This window comes from Nocardia sp. IFM 10818, from assembly GCF_054655275.1.
The window spans coordinates 2,719,418-2,733,253 of record NZ_BAAHJH010000001.1 but is presented as its reverse complement, the minus strand read 5'-3'; the positions used below and the strand labels follow the sequence as shown (position 1 = coordinate 2,733,253).

The following is a 13,836-nucleotide window of genomic DNA, read 5'->3' as shown; positions in this document are numbered from 1 at the left end:
TGCGGGCCGTCAGTCGACGAGGCGGCGGACGGCGGCGGGGAGGTCTCGGGTGCGGCGGTAGGGGCCTGCGACCGCCACGCCGAAGGGGCGGGCGAGGAGGGTGCGGGCGATTTTCGAGACTTCGTCGGTGGTGACTTCGTCTATGCGGGCGAGGGTTTCGGAGACGCTGCGGTGGTTGCCGTAGGAGAGTTCGCTGCGGCCTATGCGATTCATGCGGGAGCCGGAATCCTCGAGGCCCAAGACCAGGCCACCGCGCAGGGAGCCCTTGGCGCGGGCGCATTCGGCGTCGGTGATGCCGGTGGCGGCCACCTCTTCGAGGACGCCGCGGGCGAGATCGGCCACCTTGCCGAGGTTTTCGGGCTGGCAGCCGAGGTAGACGGAGAAGGCGCCGGTGTCGGCGAAGGTGTCGACGCTGGAGTAGACGGAGTAGGCCAGCCCGCGCTCCTCGCGGATGGCCTGGAAGAGGCGGGAGCTCAGGCCGCCGCCCAGCACGGTGTTGAGAACCGAGAGGGGCCAGCGCTTTTCGCCCTCGTGGCGGCCGAAGGCGCGGGTGCCGAAGACCAGATGGGCCTGTTCGCTGTCGCGGTGGATGCGCAGCAGTCCCGGATTGCCGCGGGGCCGGAACTTGCCCTCGCGGCGGCCGGCGGGCTCGCGGCCGAGTTCCAGATGCGGGGCGAAGGCCCGGTGCACCAGCTCGACGGTGTGCTCGTGCTCGATATTGCCCGCGACGGCGACCACCATGCGGTCGGGGCGGTAGCGGCGCTGGTGGAAGGACCGCAACTGGGCGGCCTGCATGCCCTCGATGGATTCGATGCTGCCGATCACCGGGCGGCCGATGGGGTGCTCGCCGAACATGGCGGTGAGGAAGGCGTCGCCGACCATGTCCTCGGGATCGTCGTCGCGCATGCAGATCTCCTCGAGCACGACCTGCCGCTCGACGGCCACATCCTCGGCGCGGCACAGCCCGTTGAGCACCACATCCGACACCAGATCCACTGCGAGCGGCAGATCTTCGTCGAGCACGTGCGCGTAGTAGCAGGTCTGCTCCTTGGCGGTGAACGCGTTCAGCTCACCGCCGACCGCATCCATGGCCTGCGCGATATCCAGCGCGCTGCGCGTGGGCGTGGCCTTGAACAGCAGATGCTCGAGGAAGTGCGCGGCCCCGGCCACGGTCGGGCCCTCATCGCGCGAGCCGACCCCGACCCACACGCCGATGGAGGCCGAGCGCACGCCGGGCACATGCTCGGTGACGACTCGTAGTCCGCCGGGCAGCACGGTTTTCCGCACCCCGGTATCGGCGTACGGCACCTCCGTCGTGGTGCGAACCAGCGCAGCTTCCTTACCCGACACTCGAGTGTCCTTCTTCCGAACCATGCTTCCCCACAACTGGCAGACGAGAAACCGGTGGCCCCTCACTCCATCATCCGGAGCGAAGGGCCACCGCAGATTACGCCAGAGCTACGACACTCACTCGGCCGCCACGTCCGCGGCGGGCGCCGCGTCCGCGTTGTCCGAATCCTCGTCGACCGGCACCAGCGAGATCTTGCCGCGGTTGTCGATATCGGCGATCTCGACGCGCAGCTTGTCACCCACGTTCACCACATCCTCGACCTTGGCGACGCGCTTGCCGTTGCCCAGCTTCGAGATGTGCACCAGACCGTCGCGGCCCGGCAGCAGCGAGACGAACGCGCCGAAGGCGGTGGTCTTCACGACCGTGCCCAGGAAGCGCTCGCCGACCTTCGGCAGCTGCGGGTTGGCGATGGCGTTGATCGCGTCGATCGCCGCCTGCGCCGACGGGCCGTCGGTCGCGCCGACGAACACGGTGCCGTCATCCTCGATGGAGATGTTCGCGCCGGTGTCCTCGGTGATCTGGTTGATGACCTTGCCCTTGGGGCCGATCACCTCACCGATCTTGTCGACCGGGATCTTGATGGCGGTGACGCGCGGCGCGTACGGGCTCATCTCGTCCGGGGTGTTGATGGCCTCGGCCATGACATCCAGGATGGTCAGACGCGCGTCCTTGGCCTGGTTCAGCGCACCGGCCAGCACCTGCGACGGAATGCCGTCGAGCTTGGTGTCCAGCTGCAGCGCGGTCACGAACTCGGGGGTGCCGGCGACCTTGAAGTCCATGTCGCCGAAGGCATCCTCGGCGCCCAGGATGTCGGTGAGGGCCACGTAGCGGACCTCGTCCTCACCCTTGTCGTTCTTGATGGTGTCCGACACCAGGCCCATGGCGATACCGGCCACCGGAGCCTTCAGCGGCACACCGGCATTCAGCAGCGACAGGGTCGAGGCGCATACCGAACCCATGGAGGTGGAGCCGTTGGAGCCCAGCGCCTCCGACACCTGGCGAATGGCGTAGGGGAACTCCTCCTGCGACGGCAGCACCGGCATGAGGGCACGCTCGGCGAGCGCGCCGTGGCCGATCTCGCGGCGCTTGGGCGAGCCCACACGACCGGTCTCACCGGTGGAGAACGGCGGGAAGTTGTAGTGGTGCATGTAGCGCTTGGAGGTCTCCGGGCCGAGCGAGTCGACCTGCTGCGCCATCTTCACCATGTCGAGGGTGGTGACACCCAGGATCTGGGTCTCGCCGCGCTCGAACAGCGCCGAACCGTGGGCGCGCGGCACCACCGCGACCTCGGCGGAGAGGGCACGGATATCGGCCAGGCCGCGGCCGTCGATGCGGAAGCCGTCGGTCAGGATGCGCTGGCGCACCAGCTTCTTGGTGACCGAGCGGAACGCCGCGCCCAGCTCCTTCTCGCGGCCCTCGAAGGACTCCGCGAGCGAGGACAGCACCGAGAGCTTGATCTCGTCGATCTTCTCCTCGCGCTCCTGCTTGCCGGCGATGGACAGCGCCTCGTTCAGCTCCGCCTTGGCGGTGCCCTCCACGGCCTCGAACGCATCGGGCTGGTACGGCGGGAAGAGCGGGAACTCCTCGGTCTCCTTGGCGGCCAGATCGGCCAGGTCCTGCTGGGCCTTGCACAGCCGCGCGATGAACGGCTTGGCGGCCTCGAGGCCCTGGGCCACAACGGCTTCGGTGGGCGCGGTGGCGCCGTCGGCCAGCAGCGCCAGCACATTGTCGGTGGCCTCGGCCTCGACCATCATGATGGCGACGTCGCCCTCGACCACGCGGCCGGCGACGACCATGTCGAACACGGCGCCTTCCAGCTGCTCCACGGTCGGGAACGCGACCCACTGGTCACCGATGAGCGCCACGCGCACGCCGCCGACCGGGCCGGAGAACGGCAGACCGGCGAGCTGGGTCGACGCCGAGGCGGCGTTGATGGCGACCACGTCGTAGAGATCCTTGGGATCCAGCGACATGACGGTCACCACGACCTGGATCTCATTGCGCAGACCGTCCACGAACGACGGGCGCAGCGGCCGGTCGATCAGGCGGCAGGTCAGGATGGCGTCGGTGGAGGGGCGGCCCTCACGACGGAAGAACGAGCCGGGGATGCGGCCCGCGGCGTACATGCGCTCCTCGACGTCCACCGTCAGCGGGAAGAAGTCGAACTGATCCTTGGGGTGCTTGCCGGCGGTGGTGGCCGACAGCAGCATGGTCTCGTCGTCCAGATAGGCGACGACGGAGCCGGCGGCCTGCTTGGCCAGGCGTCCGGTCTCGAAGCGGACGGTGCGAGTGCCGTAGCTGCCGTTGTCGATCAGGGCGACGGACTCGAAGACGCCGGGCTCTACCTCGACGGCCGAACTGTTCTGTGTATCGGACATTTTTCTTCTCTCAACCTCTCGTCTCGCCGGATCCAGCGCACCTTTCCCTGGTGCGCGATCCGGCTCGTCTGCCGTACCCGGCATGGGCGCGCCACGACCCTCCTGGTCACGGCGCGCACACCCGGCCTACTCCCCCTTGGGAGCGGCGACGCGGAGGCGGTCATCGATCGAAGCCCTCCGGCAACGCAATCTCTCACGTCTTGCGCGCCCCGAAAAGCCACTACCGAAGACCGACGCCACGCGACGGGTGCATACGGCTCGTGTTGGCGTGCACCAGGCGAGTTTCACCGGATGCACGAAAGGCCAACGAGGAGATTCTAAGCCTCCCCGTTGGCCGGTTCGTCAACTACCTCTGGTAGCCAGGTTGTGTCGCTCGAATCAGCGACGCAGGCCGAGACGCTCGATCAGGGCACGGTAGCGCTCGATGTCCGTGTTCTGCAGGTACTTCGAGAGACGCTTGCGACGACCGATCAGCGCCATCAGGCCGTGGCGGGTGTGGTGGTCGTGCTTGTGCTTCTTGAGGTGCTCGGTGATGTCGGCGATCCGCTTCGACAGCAGCGCGATCTGCGCCTCCGGGGAACCGGTGTCCTTCTCGTGGACGCCGTACTCGGCGAGGATCGCCTTCTTCTGCTCGGTGGTCAGAGCCACGTATCACTCCTGTGTTTCAGTCCGCGCACGAGGGATCCCGGACGAATCCGGGAGCGGGCGCCGCCGCGGACCGCAGCAAACCCGACGGGCCAGTTTACACGCCGTCGGGATTCAGAACTTTCCGGGCCTGGCTCACGTCCTGGCCGATGGCTTCCACCAGATCGTCGATGGACTCGAACTTGCGCATGCCGCGCAACTGTTCGACGAAGTCCACCGCCACGCGATGCTCGTAGAGGTCGCCGTCGAAATCGAGGATGTGCGGCTCGACCGTGCGATTGCGGCCGTCGAAGGTGGGGTTGGTGCCGACCGAGATGGCGGCCATGCGGGGTTCGGCGCCGGGATGGTCGAGATCGGTGAACCAGCCCGCGTACACGCCGTCGGCGGGGATGGCGGCGTGCATGGTCGGGGCCACATTCGCGGTCGGGAAGCCGAGGCCCTTGCCGCGGCCGTCGCCGTGCACGACCACGCCCTCGACCCGGTGCGGGCGGCCCAGCGCCTCCGCGGCGGCGGTGATGTCGCCCGAGGCGAGGCAGGCGCGGATGTAGGTGGAGGAGAAGGTCACGGCGTGCTCGCCGAGCAGCTGCACCCCGTCCACGTCGAAGCCGAAGCGCTCCCCGAACTCGCGCATGGTGTCCACGGTGCCCGCGGCCTTGGAGCCGAAGGTGAAGTTGTCGCCGACCACGACCTCGGCCACGTGCAGCTTGTCCACCAGCAGCTGCCGCACGTACTGCTCCGGGCTCAGCTTCATGAAGTCGTGGGTGAAGGGCATCACCACGAACACGTCGATGCCGAGTTCCTCCACCAGTTCCGCGCGGCGGGTCAGCGTGGACAACTGCGCCGGATGCGATCCGGGCCGCACCACCTCGAGCGGATGCGGGTCGAACGTCATGAGCACCGACGGAACGCCCCGCACCGCAGCGGATTTCACCGCACGGCTGATGAGCTGGGCGTGACCGCGGTGCACGCCGTCGAACACCCCGATCGTGAGCACGCACCGGCCCCACTCCGCGGGCATCTCATCGAGACTTCGCCATCTCTGCACACCGGAAGCCTACGCAAAGCGCGTCACAGACAGTATTCGGCATTGTGGAACTTCACAGGACGAAGCATGGTAGACACCCCCTGTTCGCCCACCCGTCTCCCACCGCCACCCTCAACCGAGACCCTTCGGGCCGCTGTTTTCGACTCCCTACCAGCAAGCGCGCCGATGTGGGAAACGAGACCGGGTGTGCCTAAGGTTGGGTACGTGCCCGGAAAACGAGACATCGCCACGCGCCGCGAGCTGGCCGATCCGTCCGAAGCCAACGGGACCTCCGACACTGCCGCCGCGAGCCGCGGATCGGATATCGCCCCCGTGCTGTCCTCGGTCGCCCAGGACTATCTGAAGATCATCTGGACCGCGCAGGAGTGGTCACAGGACAAGGTGACGACCAAGCTGCTGGCCGAACGCATGGAAGTGTCGGCCTCCACGGTCTCCGAGGCCGTGCGCAAGCTCACCGAACAGGGCCTGGTGGAGCACGCCCGCTACGGGTCCATCACCCTCACCGAGGACGGCCGGCGCGCGGCCATCGCCATGGTGCGCCGGCATCGGCTCATCGAGACGTTCCTGGTCAACGAGCTGGGCTACGGCTGGGACGAGGTGCACGACGAGGCGGAGGTGCTCGAGCACGCCGTCTCCGAGACGCTCATGGCGCGCATCGACGCCAAGCTCGGCCATCCCGACCGGGACCCGCACGGCGATCCCATCCCGTCGGTGGACGGCGCGGTGCCGACCCCGCCCGCCCGGCAGCTCAGCGATTTCCGGGACGGCGAATCCGGTTGGGTGGCACGGATTTCCGACTCCGACCCGGCCATGCTGCGGTATTTCGATTCGCTGGGCATCGCCCTGGACACCCCGATCACGGTGGTGGAGCGACGCGATTTCGCGGGCACCATCGCGGTGCGGATCGAGGAGCGCACGGTGGATCTGGGCGGTATCGCGGCCGAGGCCATCTGGCTCACCCACGAGCACTGAGCTTTTCGAGAAGCCTGGCTTTCCGAGCATCAGAACGCGGGCGGGCGCAGGAGGTAGGTGCCCAGCGGAGTGATGCGGTGGCAGACCGCGCGGCCGTCGCGAATGCTGCACAGCAGCCCGGCATTGCGCAGCACGGCCGCGTGCTCCGACGCCGAGGCGGCGCTGATCTGGAGTTCGCGCGCCAGCCCGCTGGTGGTGTGCTCGGCGACGGCCAGGGTCCGCAGCACGGCGGCGCGGGTGCGGCCGAGCAGATCCCCGAGCGGATCCGCCGCGATCCCGGCGGACTGCGCGGGCGGCGGCACCGGATAGACGAGTACGGCCGGGCCCTCGTGGTCGAGCAGCACGCGCGGGGTGGGCCAGACGAATGCCGAAGGCCACAACTGCAATCCGCGCCCGCCGAGATGAATATCGCCGCCGCGCAGGGTTTCTATCTCGAGCACCGGATGCGCGAACCGGATTCGCGGATGCAGCGACGACAATGCCGCCGCCACACCCTCGGTCGCCACGGTGTGCGCCAGCGCGGCGGTCTCCGCACCCATGCCGGCGTCGAGGCGGGAGAGGTCCGGCGCCACGATCTGCTCGTGGAATTCCCGGGCCGCACGGGCCAGCGCCGCCCACGCCGCGCCGTCGTCATCGGCCAGCAGTTTGGTCCACGACGGCGGCAGGCTGCGGCCGAAGGCCCGGGCGAGCTGGGTGCGCACCTCCTGCCGCGGCGTGGACAGCACCGCGTCGACCTGGCCGTCCACACCGGATCCGGCGTCGGTGTAGGGGGTCAGGAAATCCGGGATGTAGCGGCCGTGGCCGACCAGATCCAGCAGCGGCGTCATCGAGGGCGTGATCCGCTGCCGCGCACCCGCGCGCCAACGATCCAGCACGCCATCGGGATTCGGTTTGGCCAGCGCCTGCGCGGCCAGCACCGCCGCCCCCATCGGCGGAGTTCCCCGCGCGATGATCACTCGCGCCAAATCCTCGGATTCCAGCCACAGCCGCAGCACGATCGGCCCCCTTTCGGCTCTACCCGAAAGGATTGTCCGCGGTCGCACGACAGCGCAAGGTGGTTGATGGCAGCGGTCACCGCTCCTTTCGACGCTGCACCCCCTAGGTGCCGCTGCCACCCCGGCGATCGACAAGACCCCGGCTTGTCTCCCGGCAGGCGGATTCCGGTCGAGAACGCGCCGGAATGCCGGGGAGCGTCTCGGCGCGGTGGTCAGTCGGTCGCAACGCGGACGGTACGGCGCTCCGCGGCGGGCAGCTGGAATTCGGCGAACAGCTTGGCGACCAGTTCGCCGCGACTGGTGACGCCCACCTTGTCGAAGATCGCCTTCACGTGGTCGCGGACCGTGTGCGGGGACAGGTGCAGCCGTTCGGCGATCTCGGCGGTGGGCAGGCCGCGCGCGATCTGCTCGACGACATCGAGTTCGCGGCGGGTCAACTCGTAGGCGGCCAGCACCAGTTCGGCGATCTCGGACGGCGTCGCGGGTTCGATCACCATGGCGGTCATGCCCGCATTGCCGTGTGCGTCGCGCAGGCAGGAGGCGTGACACACCAGCCAGCGGCCGTCGGTGGTGCGGATCCGGATGCGCGCGCTGACGCCGGTGAGACGGGCGCGCCCGGCGGTGCTGAGAATCCAGACCGGCAGCGGCAGATCGATGCCGAGCGGAGTGGTGGTGGACGGGCCGGAGGGCATGCGGGCCAGCAGTTCCCGGGCCTCGTCGTTGACCGAGACCAGGCCGCCGTCGGCGTCGAAGAGCAGCAGGCCGGGCGCCGCGGTGGCGTCCTCCGGGTGCGGCTGCGGGTCGGCGGGTTGCGCGAAGGAGCGCAGCCGCTGCGCGATCGGCGCGGACAGGGTCTCGACGAGAGCGATGTCGGCGGCGGCGAATTCGGCGCGGCCCCGCTCGCGGAACAGGCTCAGCTGACCCCACGGCAGGCCGTCGGCGCGGAACACCGCGCGCAATTCGTCGTCGAAACCGCGGGGGCGCATGAAGTTCCGGTACAGCGAACTGCGGGCCGGGCGATCACCGGTGACCGCGCGCAGGCCCGCCACCGGGACCGGAGCGCGGGCGAGATCGCGGAACAGGTTGACGTTCTCGGCGAAGAACTCCGACTCCCAATAGGTTCCGCAGCCGCCCTCATGCAGGTTCTCCACCCGCACCGGCGCGGTGGTCAGCCCGTTGACCGGATCGGTGGCCACCCAGACCGCCGCGTCGAACGGCGCGATGCGGCGCAGCCGGGCCGAGGTCCGCTCGAACAGCGCCTGCGCGTCCGGGGCGGCGGCGATATCGGCGAGCAGGGCGGTCACCGCGTGCCGGGTCGAAGTGGTCATGCCCGCCATCCTGTCGCGTGCGGCCTCGAGTCCGCCATCCCACGAATGAGGGGTAGGCCCAACTCTCGGGGGCTCTCAGGGGCTTCACCCCCGAACCGCCAACCCCCTAGAGCTCTCAGGAAGTTTCGCTGTCCCGCTGCGCTCACGGCCGGGGGCGTGGCCGGCATCCTGTCGCGCGCCTACCCGTCGATTCGCCATTCCGCACACCGGGACACGGCTGTGCGCGCCGGCAATTCCCCGCATTTGCGGGATGGGATCGCCGCGGCGATCCGATGAGGCTGGGCGGCGTCATCATCGTTGGATCGCAAGGGAGCACTGTCATGCACATCGGGATCGTCGGCTCGGGCGCCGCCGCGGTCGGCCTGCTGGACGCACTCGCCGCGGCGGATCGGACGCCGCGGGCCGTCACCGTGTTCGACGGAGCGGAGACGCTGTGGCGGGGCCGGGCCTATCAGCCCGATATCGAGGCCGTGCGGGTGAACGCACCGCCCATGATCATGTCCATGCGCGCGGGCGATCCGGCGCACTTCCAGCGCTGGCTGAGCGAGCGCGACGATATCGCGGGCTATCTCGACGAGAGCCTCGGTCAGCCGCTGGTGCCGCGTGCGCTCTACGGCCGATATCTGCAGGACACCGCTCGCGCCGCCATCACCGCTCTGCGGGCCACCGGGTGCCGGGTCAGCGTCGTGCAGTCGCGGGTCACCGGGTTCTCGCGGGACGGCGGGGCGGTCCTGCACACCGAGGACGGCTACGCGGTGCCGGTGGATCGCGCCGTGCTCGGCGTCGGAAGCGGCCGTCCCCGTGACCATTACGGGCTGACGGGTGCGCCCGGCTATGTCGGGGAACCGTATCCGCTGGCGCGCACCCTGCCCGGGATACCCGCGGGCGCGCATGTCGCCGTCATCGGCAGCGGTCTCACGGCGGTCGATATCGCGGCCGGTCTCACCGCGCACGGCCACACCGGCCCGATCACCTTCGTGTCCCGCACCGGCGCACTGCCATTCGTCCAGCAGCGACCCATGCGGCTGACACCGCGGCATCTCACCCCGGAGGCGATCGCACCGCGCACCGCGGTGACCTTCGCCGAGCTGGTCTCGCTGGTGCGCGCCGAACTCGCCGAGCTCGGCCAGGATTTCGACACCCTCGCCACCGAGATCCTGACCGCCGAGACCGAGCCCGCCGTGGATCGCCTGCGCCGCCAGCTGGCGACCGTCGACTCACCGCACGCGGGACTCCGGTTGCTGGCCATGCTCATTCGCGTCACCGGCCCGATCGCCTGGCCGCGGCTGGCGGAGGCCGACCGGACCATGCTGCGGACGGCGCATTTCCGCACCGTCAACGGCGTCAGCTCACCCATGGTGCCGCACAATGCGAAAATCCTGCTGCACCTGCTGGATTCGGGCCAGCTGCGGTTGCGGTCCGGGGTGCGCAAGATCGAGGCCCGCTCCGGCGGCGGGTTCACGGTGCGCGATGACGCCGAGTGGACGGCGGATGTGGTGCTCAATGCGGTGAATCCCTCGGCCTACACCACGCCGCAGGACACCGAACCCCTGGTGAGCGCGCTGCTCGAGGCGAAGGCCGCCGAACCGCATCCGGCCGGCGGCCTGGCCGTGCACCCCGCCACCCGCGGTCTGCTGGTCGCCGGGCGGCCGGACCCGACCTGGCGCATCCTCGGCAACCTCGCGGCCTCCTCGATGTTCATCGCCACCAACCCGCCCGGGCTGGCCGCCGAGGCCGCCTATCTCGCGCACAGCCTGCTCGGCCGGTAGCGGCCCGCTCAGGCCCGGCTCACCGCGCCGAGCGCGAAGATGCCCGCCAGCCAGCGAATCGCGGTGGTGTTGCACTTGGACCATTTCGAGGCCAATGCCAAGGTCTTCATGAGCTGGCTGACCTTCGTCCGCGTGCTCACCGTCGACTGGCTGGAGACCCGCCATTGCCCACGCCCAGTGCTGCGCGACGCCTGTGTCGGCGCGGCACTGGGCGCGCTCGCACCGCTGCAATCGCGGTGAGCCCCGTCAGCATTTCAGGAAGTACTTCTCCAGATTCGCCGGAACCCCATCGGCTTTCGCCTCGCTCCAGCACACGTCGTGCGGGAAGTACACGTAATTCCTCCAGCCGAAGTCGTATCCGCGATGCACGATCCGCTGACTGTCCCCCGGCATATCCCAGACGATGACCGCCCAGAACCCATCGCATTCACTCACCGTCGCGAGGGTCGTCGTATACGGCGGCCCCTCCCCCAGATCGTGCAGGATCGTCTGCGACGCGCACACCGGATCCGGCGCCGGATCCTGGAACCGCAACCGCCCGTGCACAATCTGCCCTTCGCGCTCCACGAACAGCGTGTGCAGCCCCTCGGGCACCGGATTCGTCCCCAGCGGCGCCGCCATCCCGAATCGATAGCACCCCACCGGAACCAGGAACCCGGTCTGCCCATTGGCATCGGTGACCCCGTCCCACCGCCGCACCTCCGGCGTCCCCTCCGGCAGATCCCGGGACGCCGGATCACACGGCTGATACAGCCGAAGATTCACCGGCACATAGGGAATCGCCACCCCCTGCACCGTCAGCGTCTGAATCAGCACCGTCGACTTGTCCGGCAACGGACCGGGCTCCTGCGGCTGCTGCGGCGCCACCGGCCCCGGCGCCCCACCCGGCGTCGTCCCCCCGTTCTTCCCCACCGGCGCATCCGAAGTCGGCACCGTCACCGGCCTCGTGGACACCGATGTGACGGCACTCCCCGCCGTAGTGGTCCCCGGCCCCGATGATCCGCCATCATCCGACCCGCAGGCCGCAGCGATCACCACCGCCCCACTCATCAGCATCGCCTGAACCATCCGCCCTGGTCGCACCGCCGATCCCCTCCGATCAAACCTCGATACCGGCGTATCGGCGCTGGGCCGGTAAGAATTACCGCAGGTCAATGACCATTGCATTCCGTCCAGTACGAAACGCCTGAAATGCGTAGTTGGATGCGCATATCGCCCTACGGATATGGTGATGCCCTCCCCCGGACGGCCTACTCCGGACCGCGCTCCGGATCGACCCGTTTACGCCTGGATCAGCTGCCAATCACCGGGCAGGCCATCGACTTTCACGGTGGTCCCCTGCGCCTCGATGGTCACCGTCGCCGGTCCGAGCCGCAGATCCGACAAGCGCACGCGCCCGGCCCGCTCGGGTAGTCGCGGCGCGACCGTGACGGTGCGCTGCGGCACGTTCGGCGACAGGCCGAGGAAGGAGCGCATGAGTAGCAGCGGGGCGGCGCTGGCCCAGGCTTGCGGGGAGCACGAGGTGGGGTATGGGACCGGGGATCTCAGGTCCTTGCGAGCGAAGCCGCAGAAGAGTTCGGGTGGGCGGGCGCCGAATTCGAGGATGGCTTCGACGAGGCCGCCGGAGAGGCGTTCGGCCAGTTCGACCGCGCCGGGGATGTGGCGGTAGCGCAGCAGACCGGCGACCGCGATGGCGGAGTCGTGGGGCCAGACGGAGCCGGTGTGGTAGCCCATGGGGTTGTAGCGGCGCATGTTCGAAGAGAGGGTGCGCAGACCGAAGCCGCTGTCCATGTCCTCGGCGGCGAGGCGCTCGATCAGGGTGGCGGCGCGTTCATCGGGGACGATGCCGGTCCAGAGGCATTGGGCGACATTGCTTCCGAGGGAGTCGACCTGCCGTTTGGCGCCGTCCAGGGCCATGGCGTACCAGCCGGGGCCCGGCATCCAGAAGGCGTCGTCGAAGCGGGCTTTCAGGTCCGCGGCCCGGGCGCGCAGGCGGGTGGCGGTGGCGGTGTCGCCGAAGGCTTCGGCCAGGTCGGCGCGACCCAGGCGGGCGGCGTAGACGTAGCCCTGCACCTCGCACAGGGCGATGGGCGGGTCGGCCAGGTGGCCGTCGGCGAAACTTATTGCGTCCCAGCTGTCTTTCCAGCCCTGGTTGGCCAGGCCGCGATCGGTTTTGCGGCGGTATTCGGCGAAGCCGTCGCCGTCGGCGTCGCCGTAATGGTCGATCCAGGCCAGGGCGGCGTCGGCGGCGGGCAGCAGTTCCTTGATGGCGTCCTCGTCGACGCCCCAGCGGCGGCATTCGGCCAGCAGCATGACGAACAACGGGGTGGCGTCGACGGTGCCGTAGTAGACGGCGCCGCCGAGCACCTGATCGCCGGAGGGGCCGTGCCGCATTTCGTGCATGATGCGGCCGGGTTCCTCCTCGGTGATCGGATCGACCTGTGTGCCTTGCAGTTTCGCCAGTCGGCGCAGGGTGCCCAGGGCGAGGTCGGAGTCCAGCAGCAGCGCCATCCAGGAGGTGAGCAGGCTGTCGCGGCCGAACAGCGCCATGAACCACGGCGCGCCCGCCGCCACGTACATGGCGCCGTCGTCGGAGTCGTCCATGCGCAGGGCGCCGAGATCGCTCTCGGTACGCGCCAGGATGGCGCTCAGGCCCGCACCGTCGGCGGTGAGCCTGGTGGCATTGGCGCGCCACTCCCGGATCTTGCTGGTGGGGCTGTCCTCATCGGCGTCGTCGAGATTCATGGGGACGGCCCGATGCCCCAGCAACGGTTGGCATTCCACCACGGTGTGCCAGTTCTCGCGGCGCGGCACCACCACCCGCCAGGACAACTGGCCCGGTTGCACCACCGGATCGCCGGTCGCGGTGATCACCAGCCCGCGACCGGCATCCTGGCGATCGGTCAGCCGCAGTCCGCCGTCGGCCACGGTGAAATCGCAGCCGCCGGTGTTCGAGCGCCCCTCCTTGACCGCGAACAGATCGGCGAAATCGGAATCCACGGTGAGCGTGAGGGTCACCGCGGTGTCCTCGTCACCGAGATTGCGCACAATGATCTTCTCGCGCATGCCGTCACCGATCATGCGCTTGCGCAGCACCAGCACGGTGGCGTCGGCCACGCCCTGGCGCGGTGGCATGCGCGCCACGAACCGGGTCCGGAACGCCTCCGAGGGCATGACCGAAAGCTGTTCCGGCGCATGGCCGTCCAAGCGCAACTCCCAGCGGCTGATGACCCGGGCGTCCCGATAGAACAGCCCCTGCGCCGATCCGGCGTGCATATCGCCGAGCTGATCGGACAGGCAGAAGGTGCCGGCCTCGACCATTGTCACCAGACCGCCGCCCGTCGCGGCCGGCG

12 protein-coding genes are annotated in these 13,836 nt (G+C 69.3%); 4 read left to right on the top strand and 8 right to left on the bottom strand.

The features are described 5' to 3' along the window. Nucleotides 1–9: 9 nt before the first annotated feature. The 4 genes from ACYQ5L_RS12530 to ACYQ5L_RS12515 form a co-directional block, all read right to left on the bottom strand. The gene (locus tag ACYQ5L_RS12530) at nucleotides 10–1,374 is read right to left on the bottom strand and encodes a M16 family metallopeptidase (protein ID WP_459957520.1); all 1,365 of its coding nucleotides are present in this window, start codon (nucleotides 1,372–1,374) and stop codon (nucleotides 10–12) included. A gap of 93 nt (nucleotides 1,375–1,467) precedes the next feature. Then, nucleotides 1,468–3,729: a polyribonucleotide nucleotidyltransferase gene (locus ACYQ5L_RS12525; protein WP_459957519.1), complete on the bottom strand. Its 2,262-nt coding sequence runs from the start codon at nucleotides 3,727–3,729 to the stop codon at nucleotides 1,468–1,470. Nucleotides 3,730–4,107: 378 nt separating this feature from the next. After that, complete coding sequence (gene rpsO, locus ACYQ5L_RS12520) at nucleotides 4,108–4,377, bottom strand: 30S ribosomal protein S15 (protein ID WP_379205204.1); 270 nt, start codon at nucleotides 4,375–4,377, stop codon at nucleotides 4,108–4,110. Nucleotides 4,378–4,471: 94 nt separating this feature from the next. Then, nucleotides 4,472–5,419: a bifunctional riboflavin kinase/FAD synthetase gene (locus ACYQ5L_RS12515; protein WP_459957518.1), complete on the bottom strand. Its 948-nt coding sequence runs from the start codon at nucleotides 5,417–5,419 to the stop codon at nucleotides 4,472–4,474. A 204-nt stretch (nucleotides 5,420–5,623) separates the two neighbouring features. Between ACYQ5L_RS12515 and ACYQ5L_RS12510 the strand changes: the two genes are divergently transcribed. After that, nucleotides 5,624–6,391 carry a metal-dependent transcriptional regulator gene (locus ACYQ5L_RS12510; protein ID WP_459957517.1) on the top strand — a complete coding sequence of 256 codons (768 nt, stop codon included), beginning with the start codon at nucleotides 5,624–5,626 and terminating at the stop codon, nucleotides 6,389–6,391. A 29-nt stretch (nucleotides 6,392–6,420) separates the two neighbouring features. On the opposite strand, the gene ACYQ5L_RS12505 is transcribed toward ACYQ5L_RS12510, so the two are convergent. Then, the gene (locus ACYQ5L_RS12505; protein WP_459957516.1) at nucleotides 6,421–7,386 is read right to left on the bottom strand and encodes a DUF5937 family protein; all 966 of its coding nucleotides are present in this window, start codon (nucleotides 7,384–7,386) and stop codon (nucleotides 6,421–6,423) included. A 212-nt stretch (nucleotides 7,387–7,598) separates the two neighbouring features. Then, the gene (locus ACYQ5L_RS12500; protein WP_459957515.1) at nucleotides 7,599–8,714 is read right to left on the bottom strand and encodes a LuxR C-terminal-related transcriptional regulator; all 1,116 of its coding nucleotides are present in this window, start codon (nucleotides 8,712–8,714) and stop codon (nucleotides 7,599–7,601) included. A gap of 320 nt (nucleotides 8,715–9,034) precedes the next feature. Here ACYQ5L_RS12500 and ACYQ5L_RS12495 point away from each other — a divergent pair, with 320 nt between their 5' ends. Next, nucleotides 9,035–10,483 carry an FAD/NAD(P)-binding protein gene (locus ACYQ5L_RS12495; protein ID WP_459957514.1) on the top strand — a complete coding sequence of 483 codons (1,449 nt, stop codon included), beginning with the start codon at nucleotides 9,035–9,037 and terminating at the stop codon, nucleotides 10,481–10,483. 39 nt (nucleotides 10,484–10,522) lie between these two features. Beyond that, nucleotides 10,523–10,723 carry a hypothetical protein gene (locus ACYQ5L_RS12490; protein ID WP_459957513.1) on the top strand — a complete coding sequence of 67 codons (201 nt, stop codon included), beginning with the start codon at nucleotides 10,523–10,525 and terminating at the stop codon, nucleotides 10,721–10,723. A gap of 6 nt (nucleotides 10,724–10,729) precedes the next feature. Here the strand turns inward: ACYQ5L_RS12490 and ACYQ5L_RS12485 are convergent, their stop codons facing one another. After that, nucleotides 10,730–11,317, bottom strand: coding sequence for a hypothetical protein (locus tag ACYQ5L_RS12485; RefSeq protein ID WP_459957512.1), 588 nt, complete (start codon nucleotides 11,315–11,317; stop codon nucleotides 10,730–10,732). Between ACYQ5L_RS12485 and ACYQ5L_RS12480 the strand changes: the two genes are divergently transcribed. After that, nucleotides 11,307–11,546: a hypothetical protein gene (locus ACYQ5L_RS12480; RefSeq protein WP_459957511.1), complete on the top strand. Its 240-nt coding sequence runs from the start codon at nucleotides 11,307–11,309 to the stop codon at nucleotides 11,544–11,546. The two genes, ACYQ5L_RS12485 and ACYQ5L_RS12480, sit on opposite strands and share 11 nt — an antisense overlap. A gap of 218 nt (nucleotides 11,547–11,764) precedes the next feature. Here ACYQ5L_RS12480 and ACYQ5L_RS12475 read toward each other — a convergent pair whose 3' ends face one another. Continuing rightward, entirely contained in the window at nucleotides 11,765–13,804 is a 2,040-nt protein-coding gene (locus ACYQ5L_RS12475; RefSeq protein ID WP_459963412.1) for an amylo-alpha-1,6-glucosidase, read from the bottom strand. Nucleotides 13,805–13,836: the final 32 nt, after the last annotated feature.

Excerpts from the sequence above, each read along its gene's own strand:
- ACYQ5L_RS12530 (WP_459957520.1), bottom strand. The coding sequence starts at position 1,374 with ATGGTTCGGAAGAAGGACACTCGAGTGTCGGGTAAGGAAGCTGCGCTG.
- ACYQ5L_RS12525 (WP_459957519.1), bottom strand. The coding sequence starts at position 3,729 with ATGTCCGATACACAGAACAGTTCGGCCGTCGAGGTAGAGCCCGGCGTC.
- ACYQ5L_RS12500 (WP_459957515.1), bottom strand. The coding sequence starts at position 8,714 with ATGACCACTTCGACCCGGCACGCGGTGACCGCCCTGCTCGCCGATATC.
- ACYQ5L_RS12495 (WP_459957514.1), top strand. The coding sequence starts at position 9,035 with ATGCACATCGGGATCGTCGGCTCGGGCGCCGCCGCGGTCGGCCTGCTG.
- ACYQ5L_RS12490 (WP_459957513.1), top strand. The coding sequence starts at position 10,523 with ATGCCCGCCAGCCAGCGAATCGCGGTGGTGTTGCACTTGGACCATTTC.
- ACYQ5L_RS12475 (WP_459963412.1), bottom strand. The coding sequence starts at position 13,804 with ATGGTCGAGGCCGGCACCTTCTGCCTGTCCGATCAGCTCGGCGATATG.